Source organism: Streptomyces sp. NPDC058534, assembly GCF_042717365.1.
Classification (GTDB): domain Bacteria; phylum Actinomycetota; class Actinomycetes; order Streptomycetales; family Streptomycetaceae; genus Streptomyces.
Window position 1 is genome coordinate 19,629 of sequence record NZ_JBHXNW010000071.1, and the last position, 22,151, is coordinate 41,779.

General features: G+C 72.5%; 22 protein-coding genes, 3 pseudogenes and 1 riboswitch. Of the genes and pseudogenes, 14 read left to right on the forward strand and 11 right to left on the reverse strand.

What is annotated here, in order from left to right; all coding sequences use genetic code 11:
* Positions 1-130: 130 nt before the first annotated feature.
* On the reverse strand, positions 131-3,331 hold the full coding sequence (locus ACFWR9_RS32860; protein ID WP_383848572.1) for a M20/M25/M40 family metallo-hydrolase: 3,201 nt from the start codon (positions 3,329-3,331) through the stop codon (positions 131-133).
* A 263-nt stretch (positions 3,332-3,594) separates the two neighbouring features.
* Positions 3,595-4,992 carry a multiprotein-bridging factor 1 family protein gene (locus tag ACFWR9_RS32865; protein WP_383848510.1) on the reverse strand — a complete coding sequence of 466 codons (1,398 nt, stop codon included), beginning with the start codon at positions 4,990-4,992 and terminating at the stop codon, positions 3,595-3,597.
* 210 nt (positions 4,993-5,202) lie between these two features.
* On the opposite strand from ACFWR9_RS32865, the gene ACFWR9_RS32870 reads away from it, so the two are divergent.
* Both ACFWR9_RS32870 and ACFWR9_RS32875 read left to right on the forward strand, forming a co-directional pair.
* The gene (locus ACFWR9_RS32870) at positions 5,203-5,925 is read left to right on the forward strand and encodes a lysophospholipid acyltransferase family protein (protein ID WP_383848575.1); all 723 of its coding nucleotides are present in this window, start codon (positions 5,203-5,205) and stop codon (positions 5,923-5,925) included.
* A gap of 88 nt (positions 5,926-6,013) precedes the next feature.
* Positions 6,014-7,048 (forward strand): NAD-dependent epimerase/dehydratase family protein, encoded by a 1,035-nt coding sequence (locus ACFWR9_RS32875; protein ID WP_383848513.1) that lies wholly within the window; start codon positions 6,014-6,016, stop codon positions 7,046-7,048.
* Between the two features lie 58 nt (positions 7,049-7,106).
* On the opposite strand, the gene ACFWR9_RS32880 is transcribed toward ACFWR9_RS32875, so the two are convergent.
* The 7 genes and pseudogenes from ACFWR9_RS32880 to ACFWR9_RS32910 all read right to left on the reverse strand — a co-directional run bounded on the left by ACFWR9_RS32880 (position 7,107) and on the right by ACFWR9_RS32910 (position 10,897).
* Complete coding sequence (locus ACFWR9_RS32880) at positions 7,107-8,705, reverse strand: alpha/beta hydrolase (RefSeq protein WP_383848578.1); 1,599 nt, start codon at positions 8,703-8,705, stop codon at positions 7,107-7,109.
* Between the two features lie 84 nt (positions 8,706-8,789).
* Positions 8,790-9,581 carry an urease accessory protein UreD gene (locus ACFWR9_RS32885; protein ID WP_383848515.1) on the reverse strand — a complete coding sequence of 264 codons (792 nt, stop codon included), beginning with the start codon at positions 9,579-9,581 and terminating at the stop codon, positions 8,790-8,792.
* A pseudogene (locus ACFWR9_RS32890) lies at positions 9,569-9,949 on the reverse strand (GTP-binding protein); the annotation flags it as partial. The gene ACFWR9_RS32885 and the pseudogene ACFWR9_RS32890, both read right to left, overlap by 13 nt.
* Positions 9,950-9,982: 33 nt before the next feature.
* Positions 9,983-10,099 (reverse strand): annotated as a pseudogene (locus ACFWR9_RS32895) (hypothetical protein); the annotation flags it as partial.
* Between the two features lie 45 nt (positions 10,100-10,144).
* Positions 10,145-10,360: pseudogene (locus ACFWR9_RS32900) on the reverse strand (urease subunit beta); the annotation flags it as partial.
* Entirely contained in the window at positions 10,273-10,566 is a 294-nt protein-coding gene (gene ureA, locus ACFWR9_RS32905) for an urease subunit gamma (RefSeq protein WP_383848518.1), read from the reverse strand. The pseudogene ACFWR9_RS32900 and the gene ureA, both read right to left, overlap by 88 nt.
* A gap of 49 nt (positions 10,567-10,615) precedes the next feature.
* Positions 10,616-10,897 (reverse strand): type II toxin-antitoxin system Phd/YefM family antitoxin, encoded by a 282-nt coding sequence (locus tag ACFWR9_RS32910; protein WP_383848520.1) that lies wholly within the window; start codon positions 10,895-10,897, stop codon positions 10,616-10,618.
* A gap of 115 nt (positions 10,898-11,012) precedes the next feature.
* Here ACFWR9_RS32910 and ACFWR9_RS32915 point away from each other — a divergent pair, with 115 nt between their 5' ends.
* The 4 genes from ACFWR9_RS32915 to ACFWR9_RS32930 all read left to right on the forward strand — a co-directional run bounded on the left by ACFWR9_RS32915 (position 11,013) and on the right by ACFWR9_RS32930 (position 13,430).
* Positions 11,013-11,381, forward strand: a complete 369-nt coding sequence (locus ACFWR9_RS32915; RefSeq protein ID WP_383848522.1) for a VOC family protein — start codon at positions 11,013-11,015, stop codon at positions 11,379-11,381.
* Between the two features lie 102 nt (positions 11,382-11,483).
* Positions 11,484-12,119, forward strand: a complete 636-nt coding sequence (locus ACFWR9_RS32920; RefSeq protein ID WP_383848525.1) for an ATP-dependent Clp protease proteolytic subunit — start codon at positions 11,484-11,486, stop codon at positions 12,117-12,119.
* A gap of 7 nt (positions 12,120-12,126) precedes the next feature.
* Complete coding sequence (locus ACFWR9_RS32925) at positions 12,127-12,435, forward strand: hypothetical protein (RefSeq protein ID WP_383848527.1); 309 nt, start codon at positions 12,127-12,129, stop codon at positions 12,433-12,435.
* 384 nt (positions 12,436-12,819) lie between these two features.
* A riboswitch (cyclic di-AMP (ydaO/yuaA leader) is annotated at positions 12,820-12,954 on the forward strand.
* 2 nt (positions 12,955-12,956) lie between these two features.
* A complete protein-coding gene (locus ACFWR9_RS32930) occupies positions 12,957-13,430 on the forward strand; it encodes a C40 family peptidase (RefSeq protein ID WP_383848530.1) in 474 nt (157 codons plus the stop codon).
* Between the two features lie 41 nt (positions 13,431-13,471).
* Here the strand turns inward: ACFWR9_RS32930 and ACFWR9_RS32935 are convergent, their stop codons facing one another.
* Positions 13,472-13,978: an ATP-binding protein gene (locus ACFWR9_RS32935; RefSeq protein ID WP_383848533.1), complete on the reverse strand. Its 507-nt coding sequence runs from the start codon at positions 13,976-13,978 to the stop codon at positions 13,472-13,474.
* A 214-nt stretch (positions 13,979-14,192) separates the two neighbouring features.
* On the opposite strand from ACFWR9_RS32935, the gene ACFWR9_RS32940 reads away from it, so the two are divergent.
* Complete coding sequence (locus ACFWR9_RS32940; protein WP_383848535.1) at positions 14,193-15,053, forward strand: helix-turn-helix domain-containing protein; 861 nt, start codon at positions 14,193-14,195, stop codon at positions 15,051-15,053.
* A 21-nt stretch (positions 15,054-15,074) separates the two neighbouring features.
* On the forward strand, positions 15,075-15,305 hold the full coding sequence (locus ACFWR9_RS32945) for a DUF397 domain-containing protein (protein ID WP_383848580.1): 231 nt from the start codon (positions 15,075-15,077) through the stop codon (positions 15,303-15,305).
* 45 nt (positions 15,306-15,350) lie between these two features.
* On the opposite strand, the gene ACFWR9_RS32950 is transcribed toward ACFWR9_RS32945, so the two are convergent.
* On the reverse strand, positions 15,351-16,478 hold the full coding sequence (locus ACFWR9_RS32950; protein WP_383848538.1) for an 8-amino-7-oxononanoate synthase: 1,128 nt from the start codon (positions 16,476-16,478) through the stop codon (positions 15,351-15,353).
* 150 nt (positions 16,479-16,628) lie between these two features.
* Between ACFWR9_RS32950 and bioB the strand changes: the two genes are divergently transcribed.
* The 6 genes from bioB (at position 16,629) to ACFWR9_RS32980 (ending at position 22,092) form a co-directional block, all read left to right on the forward strand.
* The gene (bioB, locus tag ACFWR9_RS32955; RefSeq protein ID WP_383848541.1) at positions 16,629-17,837 is read left to right on the forward strand and encodes a biotin synthase BioB; all 1,209 of its coding nucleotides are present in this window, start codon (positions 16,629-16,631) and stop codon (positions 17,835-17,837) included.
* A complete protein-coding gene (locus tag ACFWR9_RS32960; RefSeq protein ID WP_383848543.1) occupies positions 17,830-19,116 on the forward strand; it encodes an adenosylmethionine--8-amino-7-oxononanoate transaminase in 1,287 nt (428 codons plus the stop codon). Before bioB ends, ACFWR9_RS32960 begins: the two co-directional genes overlap by 8 nt.
* A 1-nt stretch (position 19,117) precedes the next feature.
* A complete protein-coding gene (gene bioD, locus ACFWR9_RS32965) occupies positions 19,118-19,834 on the forward strand; it encodes a dethiobiotin synthase (RefSeq protein WP_383848546.1) in 717 nt (238 codons plus the stop codon).
* A 92-nt stretch (positions 19,835-19,926) separates the two neighbouring features.
* The gene (locus tag ACFWR9_RS32970) at positions 19,927-20,610 is read left to right on the forward strand and encodes a class I SAM-dependent methyltransferase (RefSeq protein ID WP_383848549.1); all 684 of its coding nucleotides are present in this window, start codon (positions 19,927-19,929) and stop codon (positions 20,608-20,610) included.
* Between the two features lie 90 nt (positions 20,611-20,700).
* Positions 20,701-21,585, forward strand: a complete 885-nt coding sequence (locus ACFWR9_RS32975; RefSeq protein WP_383848552.1) for an LLM class F420-dependent oxidoreductase — start codon at positions 20,701-20,703, stop codon at positions 21,583-21,585.
* A gap of 72 nt (positions 21,586-21,657) precedes the next feature.
* Positions 21,658-22,092 carry a GNAT family N-acetyltransferase gene (locus tag ACFWR9_RS32980; protein WP_383848554.1) on the forward strand — a complete coding sequence of 145 codons (435 nt, stop codon included), beginning with the start codon at positions 21,658-21,660 and terminating at the stop codon, positions 22,090-22,092.
* Positions 22,093-22,151 lie beyond the last annotated feature (59 nt).

A 22,151-nucleotide genomic window follows, 5' to 3' on the forward strand; every position in this document is an offset into this window, starting at 1 on the left:
GCCTCTCCCGCAGGCCGCGCCGGCGCATTGGGGGCGGCCCCGGGCCCCCCCGCATACGTACTCCCCCCCGTTGTTGTGGGGGGGGGGGGCCCCCCGCCCCCCCCCACCTCGTCAACGTGTCACAAGCGCGTCAGATCCGCTGCCACAGGGCGGGAACGTTCGGCGGCTCCCAGCCCGGGTAGGCGGTGTGGCCCTGGAGGCACCGGTAGCGGACGCCGTTGTAGGTCACCACGTCACCGGCCGCGTAGGTGGCTCCCAGCTCCCAGGTGGTCTCGCCGCCGCCGTCGCCGGACACGGTGAGGGTGTACGTGGTGGAGTGGGTGACCGTGCCCGTGCCCGTGAGGGTCAGGGTGTAGGTGCCGCCGACCGTGCCCGCGGCCACCTCGACGGTGGCCGTCGAGGACTGGCCGGAGGTGACCGAGTCCGGGGTGAAGGTCACGTTCACACCGGCCGGGGCACCCGACGCGGACAGACGTACGTTCTGCGCGTTGCCGCCGGTGATGGCGGTGTTCACGGTGACCGTGGTGGAGGAACCGGGGTCGACGGTGCCCGAGGACGGGCTGGCGGAGATCGAGAAGTCGTCCGTCGGGGTGGGTGTGTCGCCGACAGAGGTCTTCCAGATCGTGTAGGCGATGCCGTCCGCGCTGCGGTTCAGCGCGGTGGCGTTGATGTTGGCCGTGGTGTCGCAGGCGGAGTGATAGCACGGGTCGTAGGAACGGCCCGCGGTGCCGCCCCACTTGGCGGCCTCGGCGGCCGACTTCCTGGCCGAGGCGCCGGTGGCGTAGCCGGAGGTGGAAACGCCCACCTGCTGGAAGGAGTAGTCGTCGGAGCGGCCCTGGCCCTCGACGTTCTCCTGCGGGGCGAGGCCGAGGGAGGTCCAGTACTCCCTCATCGGGGCGGAGGCCGCGGAGTTCAGGTTGTTGATGAAGTAGCCGCCGTTGACGGAGGCGACCATGTCGAAGTTGTAGTAGGCCTTGATCCTGGCACGCTCGGTCGCGGAGAGGGTCCGGGCGTAGAAGTCGGAGCCGTTCAGGCCTTGCTCCTCGTCGGTCCACCAGGCGAAGCGAACGCGGTTCTCCATGGTCGGGTTCTGCTGGGCCAGGGTGAGCGCCGTCTCCAGGAGCGCGGCGGAGCCGGAGCCGTTGTCGTTGATACCGGGGCCGGCGGATACGCCGTCGAGGTGGGCGCCGAACATGTAGACGCTGCTCGCGTCACCCTTCGGCCACTCGGCGATCAGGTTGTTGCCCGCGCCGGCGGTACATCCTGAAGTGCAGGTCTGCTCGGTGACGGTGTAGCCGGCCGCCTGGAGCTTGCCCTTGACGTACATGAGCGAGGCGTCGTATCCGGGGCCGGTGGCCCGGCGGTTGCCGCCGTTCTGCGAGGCGATGGAGTTGAACTGCGTCAGGTGCGCCTGCACGTTGGAGACGTCGACGTCGGGCGGGTTGCCCGGTGTGTTGCCGCCGTCCACAGTGAGGGTGTACTGGGCGGTGTGGCTCTTGCTGCCCGCCGTGCCCTTGACCGTGAGCGAGTACGTCCCGGCGGCTGTTCCGGCTGTGGTGGAGACGCGCATGGTCGAGTTGGAGCCGGAGGTGACCGTCGCGGGGCTGAAGGAGACGCTCACGCCGGGCGGGGCGCCGGAGGCGGTCAGCGACACCTGCTGGGCGCTGCCGGTGACGGTGGTGGTGTTCACCGTGGCGTTGACCGCGGAGCCGGCCTCGACACTTCCATTGGCCGGGCTGAGCGCCAGCGAGAAGTCGGTCTGCTGCCCGGTGCAGGTCGGATCACCGCCCTGGGCCGGGACGTCGATGGCGTTCCAGGCCGCCTTGGTGGCGTCGAACAGGTCGCAGGAGGCGTCCAGGTTCTTCGCAACGGTGAGGGTGGCGGTGCGGTACCGCTTGTAGGTCATGCCGCTGGTCTTGAGCAGCATCCCGCCATAGAAGATCTTGCCGGCGTTCTGGACGCCGACGCCGGTCACCTGACTGCCGTCGCAGGTGGGGCTCGAGGGCTTGCCGCCACCGGGACTGGAGCCCTCGGCCAAGAGGTAGAACCAGTGGTTCATCGGCCCCGCGGCGGCGTGCTCCTCGGTGTTCGGGATGGAGGAGGAGTAGCAGTTGGGGTGGTTGCTGACCTGCCGCGGGTTGTACATGTTGCGGATCGGGCCGCGGCCCTGGAGGTCGATCTCCTCGCCAACGGTGTAGTCGGGGGTGTCGTACGGGACCGGCTGGTCGGTGTAGGCCTCGGTCAAGGCGCCCATGATGTCGCCAGTGGCTTCGCCCAGACCGCTCTCGTGGTTGGCGCCGCCGGGGGTGTAGCTGTCCAGGCCGTGGCCGAACTCGTGGGCGACCACGTCCATGCCGGCGATCCACTTGCCGGCGCTGTTGTGGCCGATGGTGACCGTGGAGCCGTCCCAGTAGGCGTTGAGCTGGTTGAGCCCGACGCGCACCGGCCAGCTGCCGCCGTTGCCGTTGTGACCATTGCGGCCGAGCCACTCCCGGAGCATGTCCGACTGCTTCTGCGCCGCGAACATGACGTCCACGCAGCCGGTCTCCCGGCTGGATGCGTTGCCGGTGCCCCAGTCGTCGTCCGATCCGGTGAAGAGGCCCCCGTTGTAGTCCGAACACTGCAGGCCGGGTCGGGTGGTGTCGCGCAGCACGTAGCTACTGCCCGAGCGGGAGGTGTCGATGGTCAGCGGGCTGGGGCCGTTCCACTCGCTGTGGCCCGTGCCCGCGCGCACGTCGTCGTAGCTGTCGACGACCTTGCCGTTGCTCGCGTCCACGAAGACGTGCAGCCGGCTGGGCTCGTTCTGCTTGGTCGTGCCGACGAGCACGGTCTCCCAGGCGAGGGTCTGGACGTCGTCCTTGACGCGGACCACGAGCCGCTTGGAGTCGACCTCGTCGACCGAGGCGAGCCGCTTGCGACTGGTCCTCACCGCCTGCTCGACCTTGATCGCCGCCTCGGTGGGTACCGCGATCGCGGCCTCGGTGGCCGACTGGACGGCACGGACCCTGCCCTTGCCGTCGGCGAGGACAACGGCGTCGCCGCCCACCACCGGCACACCGTGATAGGTGCGCTCGTAGGCCACGGAGAACAGGTCCTTGCCCCAGGGCGTGACCTGGTGACGGTCGTACTGCTCGTCGGGGCCGCCGCCGGCGAGGGCGTCCAGGCCGCTGCGCACGGCCTGGTCGGCCGCGGCGACGGCCCTCGCGACGGGGGTGGGCTGCGCCGCGGGGGGTGCGGACCGCTCCGAGGCCGAGGCGAGGGAGGCCGGTACCACCACCCCTGCGAGTGTCATGGCCAGGACTGTCCCGGCCACCGCGGTCTGTCTGAGCATCATGGCTCCTTGTGAGAGTGGGGAGGCTCTGTCGGGCCGGCCCGGCCGTGAACATGCGGAACGCGCGCGGTCCTTGGGGTGTGGTGACGCGCTCGCTCGTCGACCGACTGACGGTTACATGTCATGTCGGTTGCATGTCATGTCGCGGGCTGGCGGAACCCTCACACCACGCCGCGCCGGAAGCAACGGATCCGCGGGCATGGTCCAGACCTGTCAAGATCCGGCAAGTGGAGGCGGGGCGGCGCCTCACCTACCGGCGCCCCTCACTCCCCCGCGCCCAGCAGCCGCTCCCGGTACTCCTTGACCTCCGGCAGGTCTGACCACTTCCCGGTGAGCCGGCTGTGCAGTCCGCGCAGCTCCGCGGTGATCATCGACTCGCGTGAACGCACGGCCTCCGCGAGCACCGGCGAGGCCAGCGCGACGGCCGCGCCCGGGTCACCCGCACACGCCCAGCTGTCCGCCAGGCGCAGGGTGAGCAGCAGCCGCGCGCCGCGCATCTGCGGTGGCACCTGCGCACACGACCGTGCGGTGACGTCGACCGCGCGTCGCGCCGCCTGCCGGTCACTGGTCGCCACGGCAAGGTCACGCAGGGCTCCGCCGATCGCCGAGTCGACCCTCATCCCGCCCTCGGCTCCGGCCAGCCAGGGCGCATCCAGCAGGTCACGCCGGTCGAGGCGGACGAACCTGCGCCGGGCCAGGGTGATGTGACGGCGGCACCGCACGGCATCGCCTGCCAGGGCGTGCCCGCGGGCCTGGTAGAGATCCGAGAGCGTGGCCATCCACCGCCGTCTCGTGTCCACCGCGCCGATGCCCTCCGCGTATCCGAGCATCGCCGAAGCGTCCCCGTCCAGCCGGACCAGGGTGCACATGTCGCTGAGCAGGGTCGCGCGGGCCGAGGCGTCCTGGACGGCGTCCGCCCAGCGCAGTCCGTGGCCGAACCAGGCCATGGCGACCGCGCTCTGGCCACTCTCCATCCGCAGCCGCCCGGCGACCTGGGCGTACTGCGCGGCGAGCCGGAGCTGCCCGTACGGCAGCCGGCCGGTGGAGTTGACCGCGTTGGCCCAGCCCGCCACCAGCCGCAGCAGTCCCTCGACGGCGGTCACGCGGCCCTCGCGCTGAAAGGCCTCGCGGATCAGGCCGGCGAGGACGGCGGTGAGCCCGTGCAGCAACTCGGTCTCGGCGTCCGGCGGTCCGGACCCGCCGGGCAGCCCGGGCCAGTTCAGCAGCGCCGGTAACTCGCCCTGGTCGGGCACCACGCACCCCGCGTTGCCGTGCAGCGGGCACGCCAGCCCCTCGGCGGGCAGCCGAGTCGGCCACAGCCGGGGGTCCAACACCCCCTGCCCCTCGGTGTCCGCCCCGGGCAACGGCGTGAACAGCGCGGGGTCGACGGGGACCCGGCCCCGCCCGTGCGGCACCTCGCGTGGCGCGGCGACGATCGCGGCCAGCTCGCCCCCGGTCTCCAGGACCGCGTCGAGCCTGCGAACCAGGCCGACCGGCGGCTCCCGCAGGCCGGCCTCGAGTTTGCTGACGAGGGTGTGGTGGTAGCCCACTCGCAGGCCGAGCTGTAGCTGGGTGAGCCCGGCCGCCCTGCGCCGGGAGCGCAACTGCCGCCCGAACTCCGCCCACGACGGCTCGGCCGCCCGTGCCGATCCACCGGACATCCGCCCTCCCCTGTTCGCGGCCTCCCGCGTTGCAGCTACCGGACAGCACAGAGGAGGCGACACCCCGCGTCAATCGAGTTGACCGAAGAGCGGCCGAACCGGTCCCGGCCGGACCGGCGCGGTCCGGGCTACGATCGATCACCGGACGCGGACCTCCGGCACGGAGCCGTGCCGTGCCTGACCGTGCCCAGCAGGAGAGTGAGACACACCGTGTTCTACTACGTGCTCAAATACGTACTGCTGGGCCCGCTGCTGAGGCTGGTCTTCCGGCCCCGGATCGAGGGACTGGATCACGTACCGGCGTCGGGGGCGGCCATCGTGGCGGGCAATCACCTCTCCTTCTCGGACCACTTCCTGATGCCCGCGGTGCTCAGACGCCGCATCACCTTCCTCGCCAAGGCCGAGTACTTCACCGGCCCGGGTCTCAAGGGCAGGCTGACCGCGTTCTTCTTCCGCAGCGCCGGGCAGATTCCCGTCGACCGCACCGGCAAGGAGGCGGGGCAGGCCGCGATCCGCGAGGGACTGGGCGTGCTGGGCAAGGACGAGCTGCTCGGCATCTACCCGGAGGGCACCCGCTCGCACAACGGGCGGCTGTACAAGGGCAAGGTCGGCGTCGCGGTGATGGCGCTCAGGGCGGGGGTGCCGGTCGTGCCCTGCGCGATGATCGGCACGTTCGAGGCACAGCCACCGGGCCGGAAGATCCCCAAGCTGCACCCGGTGGTGATCCGCTTCGGCGAGCCCCTGGACTTCTCCCGCTACGCGGGCATGGAGGGCGAGAAGGCCGTGCTGCGAGCCGCCACCGACGAGATCATGTACGCGATCCTGTCGCTGTCCGGGCAGGAGTACGTCGACCGGTACGCCGCGGACGTGAAGGCCGAGGAGGCGGAGAAGGCGGCGCAGGGACGCCGGTTCCCCCGCCTGCCGCACCGCTAGGCCCTGTTGAGGACAGCGCCTGGGGCAGGTCGTCTGCTGTCGGCAGAAGGTCGTGGCCGTTGGCAGGAGGCGCGCCTACGGTCGGCGTATGACACGTGCAGTGGTGATCGGGGCGACGGGGCAGATCGGGCGCATAGCCGTGGGGGCGCTGGCCCGGGACGGCTGGGAGGTGGCGGCCGTCTCGCGGGGCGGCGACCGGGACGCGCGGTGGCCGGATGACGTACGGGTGGTGCGGGCCGACCGGGAGGACGACGCGGCGCTGTCGGCGGCGGTCGGCGAGGGCTGTGACGTCCTGGTGGACACGGTGGCCTTCGATGCGAGGCACGCACGGCAGTTGGTCTCACTCGCCGGGCGGGTCGGCTCGGCCGTGGTCGTCTCCAGCGTCTCGGTCTACGAGGACGACACGGGCCGGAACTTCGACACCCAGACCGAGCCCGACGGCTTCCCGCACTACCCGGTGCCGCTCACGGAGGCGCAGCGCACCATCGAGCCGGGCGACACCTCGTACAGCACCGGGAAGGCGGCGCTGGAGCGTGAACTCCTCGCGGCGGGCGACCGGTTGCCCGCGACCCTGCTGCGCGCGGGCGCGGTCCACGGTCCGTACTGCCGGACCCCGCGCGAGCTGTACTTCGTCAAGCGCAACCTCGACGGCAGGCACCGGCGCGTACTCGCGTACGGGGGCGCGAGCCGCTTCCACCCGGCGAGTGTGCACAACATCGCCGAGCTGATCCGGCTGGCCGCGCCCCGGCCGGGCACCCGCGTCCTGAACGCGGTCGACCCGGACGCGCCGACGGTGGCGGAGATCGCGGCGGCCGTCGACGGCGTGATGGGCGTGGAGGCCGAGGACGTCCTGGTGGACGGGCCGCCGCCCGCTGAGACCGTGGGTGACACGCCGTGGTCCGTGTCCGCGCCCGTCGTGTGCGACATGAGCGAGGCGGAACGCCAGTTGGGCTACCGCCCGGTGGGCCGGTACGCCGACAACCTGGCGGAGACGGTCGCCTTCATCGAGGAGCGGCTGGCCGGACGCGACTGGCGGGAGGCGTACCCCAAGATGTTCCGGGCGTACGGCGACCTCTTCGACTACGCGGCGGAGGACGCCTGGTTCGCGGCGCGCCAGGGCTGAGCACGGCCGGAGGGGGCGGCCGGTCGGACCGGCCGCCCCTCATTGCCTGCCGCGAGGGTCAGGGCTTGGGCGTGGCGTGCGGGGCGCAGGTCACGTCCTTGGCGTCCACCTTGCCGGTGAGCAGATAGGTGTCGACCCGGTCGTTGACGCACGGGTTGACCAGCCCGGTGACGCCGTGCGATCCGGCGTCCCGCTCGGTGATGAGGCGGGATCCCTTGAACCGCTTGTGCAGTTCGACGGCGCCGCCGTACGGGGTGGCCGCGTCCCGTTCGGACTGGACGATCAGCACGGGCGGGAGGCCCTTGCCCGTCTTCACGTCCACCGGGGTCCGCTGCTTGACCGGCCAGGTGGCGCAGGGCAGGTTCATCCAGGCGTTGGCCCAGGTCATGAACGGGTGGTCGCGGTGCAGCTCGGTGTTGTCGGTGTCCCAGGTGCGCCAGTCGGTGGGCCACTGGGCGTCGGCGCACTCGACGGCCGTGTAGACGGCGTTGCCGTTCTCCGCCGAGGCGTTGCCCGCGGTGTCGGAGAGGTCCGGCGCGGCGGCGTCGACGAGGGCCTGGGGGTCACCGGCGACGTACTTGCTGAAGACGGTCGCGATGGGCACCCACGCGGAGTCGTAGTACGGGGCGCTCTGGAAGAAGGAGATCAGCTCGGCCGGGCCGACGACGCCGCCGAGGGGTTCCTTCGCGGCGGTGGCGCGCAGCTTCAGCCACTGCTCCTGGACCTCGGCGCGGGTGTCACCGAGGTGGAAGGTGGCGTCGTTCTTCGCGACCCAGTCCTGCCAGTCCTTCCAGCGCTGCTCGAAGGCGACGTCCTGGTCCAGGTTGGCCTGGTACCAGATCTTCTCGCGGGAGGGGTTGACGACGCTGTCGACGACCATGCGGCGCACGTGGCCGGGGAAGAGGGTGCCGTAGACGGCGCCGAGGTAGGTGCCGTAGGAGATGCCGAGGAAGTTGAGCTTCTTCTCGCCGAGGGCGGCCCGGACGACGTCGAGGTCGCGGGCGGTGTTCGGCGTGGTCATGTGCGGAAGCATCTCGCCGCTGCGTTCGAAGCAGCCGTCGGCGTACTCCCGGGCGAGCTTGCGCTGGGCGAGCTTGTCGGCCTCGGAGCCGGGCACGGGGTCCATCTTGGGCGCCTTGACGAACTCCTGCGGGTCGACGCAGGAGATCGGCGCGGACTTGCCGACGCCGCGCGGGTCGAAGCCCACGAAGTCGTAGGCCTTGGCCGTCTTGGCCCACACCGCGCTCTTGCCGGTGACGCGGGCCGGGAAGCGCAGTCCGGAGCCGCCCGGGCCGCCGGGGTTGTAGAGGAGGGCGCCCTGGCGCTCGCTCTTCGTGCCGGTGTTGCCGATGCGGTCGACGGCGATCCTGATCTGCTTGCCGGACGGTTTGGCGTAGTCGAGCGGCACCTTGACGTAGCCGCACTGGATCGGCTTGGGGAGGTTCCAGTCGGCGGGGCAGTCCTGCCAGTCGACCCCGGCGCGCGCGGCGCGGGCGGCCGCGATGACGGCACCGCGGGCCTCGCGGTCCCAGCCGTGCGCGGTGGGCTGCCCGGACGCCGGTGCGGCGCTCGCGGTGGGTGCCGTGACGGCGCCGGCTATGAGCGTGGCGGTGACCAGCGCTCCGGCCGAGCCGAAGGCCGTCGCCCTCCGCCGCATTCTGCTCCTGCTCAAGTGGTCCTCCCCGTACGTGTTCGCGACAAGTACGGGGATCCTCGCGGCTGTGCGTCGGCTGAGAACAGACTAAGTACTACTTCTTTGCCAATCCGATAAACGGAGAAAGGCGTTCGCTGGTCGCGCCCCAGCGAGGCCAACGCCCCGTCCAGCAGCCGCCGCAGCCGCGGCGGGATCGGCCAGCGGCATGACGGCCGCGCCCTCCTCGAACACCCGGGCGGCCGGCGGCTCCGTCGCGAACCCGGGCCGTACGACGACCAGCTGGCCGACGGCACGGTGTCCGGCGAGCCCCGCGGGCCCGTCCCAGCCACCCGGGGCGCCGGGCCCGCAGGCCAGCTCCTGGTCGAGGACGCAGCGGCCCTCGATCCGTGCCGTCAGACGGCTGGTGGGACAGCCCGGTTCCTCCCCGGCCCGACCGAGCACCTGCTCCTCGCGCAGCAGCAGCCGGGCTCCGGCGGCGAGGTCGACGCGTGTACCGACGCACAGGTCGCTGCCGTGCGCGGAGATCAGCTGCTCGGGCAGCCAGCGCAGTTCGGCGTCGTCGCCGACGGTGAGCCGGACGTCGTAGCGGAAGCCGGCCTTGTCCTGCCCCGGCAGGGCGAGGGTGGCGGCGGCCGAGCCGACCCGCAGCCGGGCGCCCCGGGCCGCCTCGGCCGTCACCGTGAAGTGGTCGCCGCCGAGCGGCCCGCTCATCGCCCCGACCAGCATCACCCGGGCCTCGGCACCGCTCCCCCGGGTCCGCCGCACCGCGAGCGGCCCCTCGCCCTCCAGCACGGGCAGGGCGGTGCCGCCGCGTCCGTCGCCGCGGGCGAGGACCCGGGCCCTCGCCCGCACACCGCCCGGGCTGGTCACGCGGTCCACGCGGCGATCCGCCCCCGTACCCGGTCGGCGACCTCGCGGACCCCGTCCTCGCCGCGCAGCGACTGCAGGACGACGGGAAGTTCACCGCGCTGCGCCTTGGCGTCGGCGGCCATCCGCGCGAGGTCGGAGCCGACGTGGGGCGCGAGGTCGGTCTTGTTGACGATCAGCAGGTCGGCGGTGGCGACGCCGGGCCCGCCCTTGCGCGGGATGTCGTCGCCGCCGGCCACGTCGATCACGAAGATCTGGGCGTCGACGAGCCCCTTGGAGAAGGTGGCGGTGAGGTTGTCCCCGCCGGACTCCACGAGGACCAGGTCGAGCGGCCCGACCTCGTCCTCCAGGTCCTCCACGGCCTCCAGGTTGGCGGAGATGACGGCGGGGGTGACGCCCCAGTCCCCCATGGACTCGCGCGGCACCTTGCCGCCGCCGAAGACGGCCTCGTCACCGGAGCGGCCAGGGCCGCCCGCGCGGTCCTCCTCGATCTCGACGAGGAGGTCGGTGTCGGCGAGGCGGACGCGGTCGCCGGTGGTGGGCCGAACAGGTCTGCGTAGGCGCCGCGGGACAGCTCAGGCATCGAGTGCACCTCCGGTCGCGCCACGCAGACCCACGACGACGCGGGCCCCCGCGAGGGGCACCAGTTCGACGCCGACGGGGATGTCGGGCTCGAACCGGACGGCGGTGCCGGCCGCGATGTTCAGCCGGGTGCCGTGCGCGGCGGTGCGGTCGAACTCGAGACCGGGGTTCGCCTCGGCGAAGTGGTAGTGGGAGCCGGCCTGGACGGGAAGGTGGCCTCGACCTGCACGTCGTGGATCATCTCGGGGACGCCCTCCGTGACCTCGTCGCGCTGGAGCACCTTGCGCCCGGAGGACATGAGTTCGCCGACGGTACGCCCGTCCCGGGCGCCTTCGAGGATGTGCGCGGTGATCAGCGCGACGACGACCTCGGGATGGTTGAGCTTCACGCCTCGCGCGCGGCGCTTCTCCGCCACAAGACCCACTCCTGCCCGCCCGGCGCCGGCGCGCTCGGGCGGCGGACCGCTAGGTCGGGTTCGGTCCCCTGTGCTCCGCCGCGATGCCGAAGCGGTGGTGTTCGCGGGGTGTGGGGGCGGCCGTGTCGCGGACCCCGGTGACCGAGGTGATCACCTGGCCCTCCGACGGCTCCCCGGGGTCCTCCAGGCGCTCCAGGTCGGCGGCGGAGACGAGGGCGACGAGAGGCTTGCCGTGCCGCGTCACGACGACGCGTTCGCCGCCGTACACCACCCGGTTGATCAGGTCGGCGAGCTCAGCCCTGGCTTGCGTCACCGGAATCTCGTAGGCCATGTCCCCAGCTTACGGTTCACCCCGCGCGGACCGGCTGCGCCGCCGCTGGGCCGGGTGGACGATGGGGACCGGGGCGACCCATCGACCCATGGCCACGTCCCGCGGGAGGTACCCCATGACAGTCGAACCGTCGTTCTTCGAGATCGGCGTGGCGGACCCCGAGCGTGGGCGGGCCTTCTACGGCACCCTGTTCGGCTGGACCCTCGAAGCGGGCCCCACAGGGCGCGGGTTCTCCATCGGCACCGCCGGGCTGCCGGGCGGCATGCACGGCGGTGACCCGGGCGCCTCCCCGTACCTGTTCTTCCGGGTCGACGGCCTGGACGCCGCCGTGGCCCGGGTGCGGGAGCTGGGCGGTTCCATCGAGGATCTCGGCGAGGAAGGTGAGGAGGACGCGGAGTCGGTGGCCCGGTTCGGCCGCTTCAAGCTGTGCCGGGACGACCAGGGCTCCCTCTTCGGGCTGCACGAGCCGCCGAACGGGAAGTGATCGCGGGGTCACGCGATTCCCACCCCTCACAATGTACGTCCTGTACATTTTATACGGAGCCAGTGCAGCCGCAGAGGGCTCCGCCACAAGGAGGGGTTCGCCATGACCCGACCGTCCGTCCGCCACGTCCTGCCCGAGTTCACCGAGCGCACGAGCGTCGGAGCCCGGACGACGGACCCGTACTCGAAGCTGCTGGAGGAGCGGATCGTCTTCCTCGGGACACCGGTCGACGAGACTTCCGCGAACGACGTGATGGCGCAGTTCATGTACCTGGAGCACCAGGCCCCGGACCGGGACATCGCCCTCTACATCAACTCTCCCGGCGGCTCGTTCACGGCCATGACGGCGATCTACGACACGATGCGCTACGTCGCCTGCGACGTGGAGACGACCTGCCTCGGACAGGCCGGCACGTCCGCCGCGCTGCTGCTGGCGGCGGGCACGCCGGGCAAGCGCGCGATGCTGCCCGGAGCGCGGGTGGTGCTCCGTCAGCCCTTGCTCACCGAACCCGTGGAGGGGCAGGCCAGCGACCTGGTCATCCAGGCCGAGGAGTTGACCCGGATCCGCGCCCGCCTGGAGGAGATCCTTGTACGGCACACGGGCCGTAGTCCGGCGCAGGTGACCGAGGACATCGAGCGGGACACCGTCCTGGACGCCCAACAGGCCGTGGAGTACGGGCTGGTGGACCGGATCGTGTCCGGCCGCTCCGCCTCGCCCGCGACGCCCGGCACCCGGTGAACGGCCGATGTTGCCACCGGAACTGCCGCCCCTGCCCGCCCTGACCCGCGCCGAGGCGGAACTGATCGACCGCTACCTGGACGTCGTCGACCTGCTCGGGCGCATCAACCCCGCGCGGCACGGCGACACCTACCGGGGACTGCGGGCCGCCCAGGCGCTGGTCGGCAAGGCCGCGGCCCTGCGCGACGCGCTGGAACTGATGCACGCGCGGGGCGAGAGGGAACTGCACGCGCCCACCCTCGCCCGGGCCCTGCGCGTGCTGGACGGCGAGCGGCGGACGGGACGCCTCAGTCTTCCGCCGGGTTCCGAGAGTTGAGTGGACCGGGTTCGAAACGGACCAAAAGACGTACCGCCTTTCGGCGTAGGAACACACCCTGTTCACGACCGGTCCGGGTTGCGCGGCCCTCCTGTCCGGACGGCCGCGCTCACCGCTACGCCGCTGGTCCCGGGGTCATCACCGCCTGCGACCATGGCTCGAACACAGGGGCGTCCACCCGAACGGGTGGGTGGTGGGTAACAACACAAAAGGCACGTTCCGTTGGGAATTCTCCCTCCGGCGAGACAAGATCCGTGACTGACGACAAGCCCCCGCCGCAGCGGCGGGGCGGTCCGGGCGGACGCCGAGTCCTGCCGCCGCCCGGACGACCGGTCGCGAGGGAAGTGGATCGGCAGGAGTGGAGGACCCGAGCACGACGGGTCGCAGGAACGGTCGCCTCCGTTGGGAGAGGCGCCGGACCGAGCAGCCCTTGGGGTGAAGCCGCACTCGTGCGGCCGGGCAACTTCGCCAGCCCGAATCCGACAGGTCATCCTTCACAGGCGGCTGACGAAGGGTTGCGCATGTCCGCGCTCAATCGTGTCCCGTCCCTGATGGCTCGTGCCGGTACGGCCTCGGCCCTCACTCTCGCCGCGGTAGGCGGCTCCGTCGTGGTCCCCGGTTTCGCCTCGGAGGCGGCCGCGGCGAGTCATGCGACGAAAGCCCTCAAGATCGCGGCCTCCAAGAAAGGTTCCCCCTACAGGTGGGGTGCCGTCGGGCCCCGCAGGTTCGACTGCTCCGGCCTGACGCTGTACTCGTTCAAGAAGGCCGGCAAGAAGCTGCCGCGCACAGCGGCCCAGCAGTACAACAAGACCCGTCACATCTCGGCCAAGAAGCGCAAGGTGGGAGACCTGGTCTTCTTCCACTCGGGCCGCAGCGTCTACCACGTCGGCATCTACGCCGGGAAGGGCAAGCTCTGGCACGCCCCTAAGACCGGGGACGTGGTGCGCCTGCAGAAGATCTGGACCGGGAGTGTCTGGTACGGCCGGGTCAAATAGCCCCTGGGGGGTCAGGTGGCCCGGGGTCGAGTGGGACGGGGTCAGACAGCCCGGGGTCGAGTAGCTCTCCCGAGGGGGATGACGGCGTTCTGCCCCGCCGTCACCCCCTCGGAGGCGGCCGGCGGGCCGGGGGCGACCCAGGGCAGTTCGATGGAGACGGTCTTGCCGCCCTCCCGCGTGGGGCGGACCCGCAGCTTGCCGCCGCATTCGGCCGTCAGCCAGCGGATGATCACCATGCCGCGGCCGTTGTCCTGCTGCACGGCGGCGGGCAGGCGCTTGGGGAAACGCGGATGGCTGTCGGTGACGCCGATGCGCAGCCGCTCGTCACAGTCGAGGACGAGGTCCACCGTGAAGGTGGGCGACTGCCCGAGCGTGTGCTGGACCGCGTTGGTCGCCAGTTCGGAGACGATGAGCCGGACCGTGTCGGACACGTCGGCGTCCGCCGGCAGGCCCCACTCCACCAGCGTGCCGACCACATAGGTGCGCGCGGCGGCCACCGAGGCGGGATCGCTCGGCAGAGTGACGGATGCTTCCAGATGATCTGCCATGGCGACGTCGTCCCTTTCTCACGGGACCGTGGTCCGACACGGAGCGGATGGTTCGAGTACGGTCCCGGACTGGTGCTTCGCCGCCAGACTGCCATCACCCGGCCCGTGAAGGACGGCGATCCACCAAGATATGCATATATCTGTCGCTCGAAGCGGTGAACTCTGCGACGGCAGAGCGGATTTGGGCGGCCCATAAGGAGTAAGGGAGTGGCCCATGCAGCACGGTCCGGTAGTGCGCCGCAGGAAGTTGGGCGCGGAACTGCGCGCCCTGCGCACGGCGGCGGGTATCACCAGCGGGGAGGCGGCCCGGCTGGTGGGCTGGCACCAGTCGAAGGTCAGCCGCATCGAGACCGGGACGAGCGGGGCGAAACCGGCCGACGTGCGGTTACTGCTCGACGCCTACGGCGTGGACGACGACCAGCTGCGCGGGCTGCTGGTGATGCTGGCGCGCTCCGACGACGCGAGCGGCCGGCACCACTGGTGGCACGCCTACCGCGGGGTGCTGCCGCCCACCTATCGCGACTTCATCAGCCTGGAGTCCCAGGCCGGTGCGATGCGCACGCTGGAGACCACGGTGGTCCCGGGCCTCCTCCAGACACCGGAGTACGCCCGCGAGGTGACGCGGGCCGCCGTGGACGGCATGCCGGAGGAACGACTGGACACGCTGGTCGAGGTCAGGCTGGCCCGGCAGGACGTGCTGCGCGGCGAGCCGCCGCTGGAGCTGAGCGCGGTGCTGGACGAGGCGGTGCTGCGCCGGCAGGTGGGCGGCCCCGGGGTGATGGCCCGTCAGCTGGAGCGGCTGGTGGAGGCGGCGCGTCTGCCCCATGTCCGGCTCCAGGTATTGCCGTTTGCCGCCGGGGCGCACATCGGCGTCACCGGCCCTTTCGTAATCTTCTCCTTTTCGAGCACTTCTGATCTGGACGTGGTTGTTCTCGACCACTTGACGAGTAGCCTGCACCTCGAACGGAAAGAAGACCTAGAGGCCTATACCGAGGCCTTCAACGCCCTTCTGATCCATGCCCTTTCGCCCGAGGACTCGTTGGACTTCATCGCCGCGACCGCGGCAGGCGCGTAAGGAGGCACCATGTCAGGCTCCATGTCCGAACTTCCCCGGAACATCCCTGCCGGCACCGATCTGACCGGCGTCCGGTGGCTGCGCAGCAGCTACAGCACCGGCGCGAACAACTGCGTGGAGACGGCCCGGCCGTCGGCCGGCCGCTGGGCCGGACTGCTCGCGGTGCGCGACTCCAAGAACCCCGCCGGGGCCGCCCTGCTCTTCTCCCCCGAGAGCTGGACGTCCTTCACCGCCGGGGTCCACCGGGACTGACCACCCCACGAGACGTCCGACGACGCACGGCCGTGTCACGCCGACTCATGGTCGCGTCTCACCGATCACCCGCACCGCGCGTTCGATCTGTTCCCCGGAGAGGTCCGCCCGAGCGGTCAGCCTGAGCCGTGAGACGCCGTCCGGCACGGAAGGAGGACGGAAACAGCCCACGGACAGGCCGGCCGCGCGGCAGTCGGCTACCCACCGCACGGCCCCCTCCGGGGAGGGCGCGCGCACCGAGACCACCGCGGCGTCCGGACGTACCGCCTGAAGACCCGAGGCGGTCAGACGCGCGTGCAGTTCGGCGGCGACGGCGCGGGCCCGCGCCGCGCGTTCCGGCTCGCGGCGCAGCAGGGTCAGCGCCGCCAGCGCCGCGCCGGTCGCGGCGGGGGCGAGGCCGGTGTCGAAGATGAACGTCCGGGCGGCGTTGACCAGGTGGCCGATCACCCTGGCCGGGCCCAGCACCGCGCCTCCCTGGCTGCCCAGCGACTTGGACAGCGTGACCGTGGCGACGACGTCCGCCCGGCCCGCGAGGCCCGCCGCGTACGGGGCGCCCCGGCCGCCGTCGCCGAGCACCCCCAGTCCGTGCGCGTCGTCCACGACCAGACCGGCGCCGTGCTCCCGGCACGCGCCGGCGAGGGCGGCCAGGGGCGCGGCGTCGCCGTCGACCGAGAAGACCGTGTCGGAGACGGCCACGGCGGGCCCGTCGTGCGTCGCCAGCGCCTTGCGCACGGCGTCCGGTTCGGCGTGCGCCACGACCTGGGTCGTGCCGCGGGCCAGTCGGCAGCCGTCGATCAGCGAGGCGTGGTTGCCCGCGTCGGAGACGACCAGGCTGCCGTGCGGCGCCAGGGCGGTGACCGCGGCGAGGTTGGCCGCGTAACCGGAGGAGAACACGAGCGCGGCCTCGAAGCCGCAGAAACCGGCCAGTTCGCGTTCGAGTTCGGCGTGCAGTTCGGTCGTGCCGGTCACCAGCCGGGAACCGGTCGCACCGCCGCCCCAGGTGCGCGCCGCCCGGGCCGCGCCCTCGGTGATCTCCGGGTGCCGGGCCAGTCCGAGGTAGTCGTTGCTCGCCAGGTCCAGCAGCGGCGAATCGGCCGGACGGGGGCGCAGAATCCGTACGAGTCCCGCCTCGTGGCGCGCCCGGGCCTGCTCGTCGATCCAGCCGAACACCATGAGTCGGTCCTCCGGGAATTTGTAGGCAATGGACAGACACTAGCGGCACCGCCACCCCCGCGAGGTGTGGCAATACCCACACGTCGATCTGTCAGTGTTGTGCAAACTCTCCTTGGCCCCGGGCGGCCCCTTAGGACAGGATCGGCTCTCATGGATCTGCTGAACACGCTGGTGGACAAGGGGCTTCGGCGCGAGTCGCCGACCCGCGAGGAAGCGCTGGCCGTCCTCGCCACTTCCGACGACGACCTGCTCGATGTGGTGGCCGCGGCCGGCAAGGTGCGCCGGCACTGGTTCGGCCGACGGGTGAAACTCAACTACCTCGTCAACCTCAAGTCGGGCCTGTGCCCCGAGGACTGCTCCTACTGCTCGCAGCGGCTGGGCTCCAAGGCGGAGATCCTCAAGTACACCTGGCTCAAGCCCGACCAGGCCTCCGCGGCCGCCGCGGCGGGGGTGTCCGGGGGCGCCAAGCGGGTGTGCCTGGTGGCCAGCGGACGCGGCCCGACCGACAGGGACGTGGACCGGGTCTCGGACACCATCCGGGCCATCAAGGAGCAGGACGGGGCCGTCGAGGTGTGCGCCTGTCTGGGGCTGCTCTCCGACGGTCAGGCGGAGCGGCTGCGGGAGGCGGGCGCCGACGCCTACAACCACAACCTCAACACGTCCGAGGCGACGTACGGGGACATCACGACCACGCACACGTACGCCGACCGGGTGGACACGGTGCGCAAGGCGCACGCGGCCGGGCTGTCCGCCTGTTCGGGTCTCATCGCGGGCATGGGCGAGAGCGACGAGGACCTGGTCGACGTGGTCTTCTCGCTGCGCGAGCTGGACCCGGACTCGGTGCCGGTGAACTTCCTGATCCCGATGGAGGGCACGCCGCTGGCCAAGGAGTGGCACCTCACGCCGCAGCGCTGCCTGCGCATCCTGGCGATGACCCGGTTCGTCTGCCCGGACGTCGAGGTGCGCATCGCCGGCGGGCGCGAGGTCCACCTGCGCACGATGCAGCCGCTGGCCCTGAACCTGGCCAACTCCATCTTCCTCGGCGACTACCTCACCAGCGAGGGCCAGGCCGGCCACGCCGACCTGGAGATGATCGCGGACGCCGGCTTCGAGGTGGAGGGCGCCGACCGGGTGACCCTGCCGGAGCACCGGGCCGCGGCCGCGGGCGGCGGTTGCGGATCCCACGCGGGTGGCGGCTGCGGATCGCACGGGGACGGCGAGGAAGGCGGGGGCTGCGGGTCGCACGCCGACGGCGAGGTCTGCGCTCCGGCGCCGGCGGCCCGGACCGAGGAGCCCCGGACGGATCTGGTGGCCGTACGCCGCCGCGGCGCAGGAACGGATCTCGCGCCCAATGCCTGAGCCCGCGCTGACGGTGGACGAGCTGCTGGCGCTCGACCGGCGGCACGTCTGGCACCCGTACGGCCCCATGCCGGGGCGGCAGGACCCGCTCGTCGTGGAGTCGGCGAGCGGGGTGCGGCTGCGTCCCGCGGACGGCTCGGCGGAGCTGGTGGACGGGATGTCTTCCTGGTGGTCGGCGATCCACGGCTACAACCACCCGGTGCTGAACGAGGCCGCCCGCGAGCAGTTGGAGCGGATGAGCCACGTGATGTTCGGCGGGCTCACCCACGAGCCCGCCGTCCGGCTGGCGAAGCTCCTTGTCGATATGTCGCCAGATGGACTTGAGCACGTCTTCCTCGCCGACTCCGGGTCGGTGTCCGTCGAGGTCGCGGTCAAGATGTGCCTCCAGTACTGGCGTTCGCTGGGCCGCCCCGGCAAGCGCCGCCTGCTGACCTGGCGTGGCGGCTACCACGGCGACACCTGGCAGCCCATGTCGGTGTGCGACCCCGAGGGCGGGATGCACGAGCTGTGGTCGGGTGCCCTGCCGCGCCAGGTCTTCGCCGACGCACCACCTGCCGAGTACGACGAGACGTACGCCGACCATCTGCGGTCGACGATCGAGCGGCACGCCGAGGAACTGGCCGCGGTGATCGTCGAGCCGGTGGTGCAGGGCGCCGGCGGGATGCGGTTCCACTCCCCCGCGTACCTGCGGGTGCTGCGGGAGGCGTGCGACGCGCACGGCGTGCTCCTGGTGTTCGACGAGATCGCGACCGGCTTCGGACGTACCGGCGCGCTGTTCGCGGCGGAGCACGCCGCGGTGACGCCGGACGTGATGTGCGTCGGCAAGGCGCTGACCGGCGGCTATCTGACGATGGCGGCCACCTTGTGCACGTCGGAGGTGGCCGACGGCATCTCGCGCGGCGAGGTGCCGGTACTGGCCCACGGGCCGACGTTCATGGGCAATCCGCTGGCGGCGGCCGTGGCGTGCGCGTCGATCGGGCTGCTGCTCGGCCAGGACTGGCTCGCGGAGGTCAAGCGGATCGAGGCCGGCCTGCGCGACGGTCTGGCCGCCGCGGCCGAGCTGCCGGGCGTGACGGACGTACGGGTGCTGGGCGCGATCGGCGTGGTGCAGCTCGACCACGCCGTCGACATGCGGGCGGCGACGGCGGCGGCCGTGCGCGAGGGCGTGTGGCTGCGGCCGTTCCGCGACCTGGTCTACACCATGCCGCCGTACGTCACGGGCGACGCGGACGTGGCCCGCATCGCCCGCGCGGTGTGCGCGGCGGCAGGGGAGGGATGACATGCCGGTACTGGTGATCACGGGCACGGGCACGGAGATCGGCAAGACGGTCGTGACGGCCGCCGTCGCCGCGACGGCGCTGGCGGCCGGCCGGTCCGTGGCGGTGCTGAAGGCCGCGCAGACGGGCGTGGGGCCGGACGAGCCGGGGGACGCGCGGGAGGTGGCGCGCCTCGCGGGGCCCGTGACGGCGGCCGAAGTGGCCCGCTATCCGGAACCGTTGGCGCCCGGTACGGCCGCGCGCCGGGCCGGACGGGCGCCGGTGCGCCCGGCGGAGGTGGCCGAGGCCGCGGACAAGCTGGCCACCGAGCACGACCTGGTGCTGGTCGAGGGGGCGGGCGGGCTGCTCGTCCGCTTCGACGCGGACGGCGGGACGCTGGCGGACGTCGCCGCCCTGCTGGGCGCCCCGGTGCTGCTGGTGACGGCGGCGGGCCTCGGCACGCTCAACACCACGGAGCTGACCGCGCGTGAACTGCGCTCCCGCGGTCTGGAGCTGCCCGGTGCGGTGATCGGCAGCTGGCCCGGCGCCCCGGACCTCGCCGCGCGCTGCAACCTCGCGGACCTCCCGGAGGTGACCGGCGCCCCGCTGCTCGGCGCCGTCCCCGCCGGGGCGGGCGCCCTCCCGCCCGCCGCCTTCCGGTCCACGGCGCCGGGATGGCTGGCGCCCCGGCTGGACGGCACGTGGGACGCGGCGGCCTTCGGGGCGCGGGAGGCGCCCTGAGCGGCACGGCGCGCCCCGCCGCCGGTGCGGTGGGTGCGGGGCGGTCGTACGGGGGACAATCGCGGTAAGCACCACCTCGTGAGGGAGGGCCCATGCCGCTGCGATCCGCCCGCGGGGTGCCGCGGGACGCCGTGCACCATCCGCTGTTCGCCCGCTACTACGCCCGGGCCAGTGTGGGCGCCGAGACCCGGATGGGCATCGGGCACGTCCGCGAGCGGCTGCTGGCCGGGCTGTCCGGGCGGGTGATCGAGGTCGGCGCGGGCAACGGGCTGAACTTCTCGCACTATCCGGGCGCCGTCTCGGAGGTCGTCGCCATCGAACCGGAGCGGCTGCTGCGGCGGTTGGCCGTGGAGGCGGCGCTGCGCGCGCGGGTACCGGTGGACGTGGCGCCGGGCGCGGCGGAGGCGCTGCCGGTCAAGAGCGAGGCCTTCGACGCGGTCGTGGTCTCGCTCGTGCTGTGCAGCGTCCGCGACGTGCCACGGGCGCTCGGGGAGGCGCGGCGGGTGCTGCGGCCCGGCGGCCAGGTGCGGTTCTTCGAGCACGGCCGGGGCGGCGGGCGGATGATGACCTTCACCCAGCGTGCCCTGGACCGGACGCTGTGGCCGCCGCTGTCCGGCGGCTGCCATCTGTCCCGCGATCCGGTCGCCGCGCTGCGGGACGCGGGGTTCGCGCTCGGCCCCTACCGGCGGCTGATGATCCCGGAGCACGGGCCGGCGCTGCCCAGTTCGTACTGCGTGCTCGGCACGGCCTGGCGGCCGCCGGAGGCGGGGGCGTAGGCGGCCTGGGGGCGGTCGCGTGCTGGCGGCCGTCGCCCATGGGTGATTGACTCCCGTGTCCCGAAGGCCCCCGGTGTGCGAGGAGAGTTCATGTCGCGTCCGTTCCGGTTCGGCGTCAGCCTGCTGGTCTCGGCCCCGGGCGACGAGTGGAGTGCGAAGTGCCGGCGTGCCGAGGAGCTGGGGTACGACGTGATCCTGGTCCCGGACCATCTGGGCATGGTGGCGCCGTTCCCGGCGCTGGTGGCGGCGGCGCGGGCCACCGAGCGGCCCCGCCTCGGCACGTTCGTGCTCAACGCGGGCCTGTGGAACCCGGCGCTGCTGGCCCGGGAGGTGGCGACCACGGACGCCCTCACCGGCGGACGGCTGGAACTCGGGCTCGGCACCGGATACGTACGGGAGGAGCACGACACGGCCGGGCTGCCCTTCGGCTCGCCCGGGGAGCGGGTGGACCATCTGCGGCACACGGTCGAGGAGCTGGAGCGGCTGCTCGGCGACCCGGAGCACCTGCCGCGCCCGGTGCAGCGGCCCGGGGTGCCGCTGCTGATCGGCGCGAACGGCGACCGGATGCTGGAGCTGACGGCCCGGCACGCCGCCGTCGCCGCGTTCACCGGCGGGCGCACGGGCCGGCGGACGGGCCGGCTGGCACCGATCACCGCCGAGGACCTGGACGAGCGCGTCGCCCGGTACCGGGAGCTGGCGGCGGACCGCGCGGAGCCGGCGGAGCTGAACCTGCTCATCCAGATGGTCGTCGTCACCGAGGACCGTGCGGCGGCCGTCCGGCCCTTCCTGGAGTACGTACCGCATCTGACCGCCGGACAGGTGCTGGACCTGCCCATCTTCCTGACCGGGACGCGGGAGCAGATCACCGAGCAGCTCCGGGCGCAGCGCGAGCGGTACGGGTTCACCTACCTGACCGTGCTGGAGCCGTACATGGAGGCCTTCGCCCCGGTGCTGCGGGCGCTGCGGGAGGACTGAGCCCGCGGTCTGCCGTGGTCCGCATGCCGGAATTCGCGCACGGATGTGCGTCCGGCGTGCTGGGATCGCGGCATGACGGATCTGCGCATACGGCCCGCCGGGCCCGAGGACCTGGACACCGTGCTGGCCTTCTGGAAGGTGGCCGCCGAGGGGACGAGCATCAGCGACGACCGCGAGGGCGTGGAGCGGCTGGTCGCCCGCGACCCGGAGGCGCTGGTCCTGGCCGAGCGGGACGGGGACCTGGTGGGCACGGTCATCGCGGGCTTCGACGGCTGGCGCTGCCATCTGTACCGGCTGGCGGTGCACCCGGAGCAGCGGCGCCGGGGCGTCGGCACCGCTCTGCTCGCGGCGGCCGAGGAACGGTTCGTACGGCTCGGCGGGCGCCGCGGGGACGCGATGGTGCTGCGGCGCAACGAGCGGGCCCAGCATGCCTGGCGGGCGGCCGGGTACGCGCCCGAGGAGCAGTGGCGACGCTGGGTGAAGCCGCTCACGGAGTCAACGGACTGAAGGGTTGAGCACCGGCGCATGAGCGAGTCCCCCGACGGCAAGGCTCCCGGCGCCTCCCT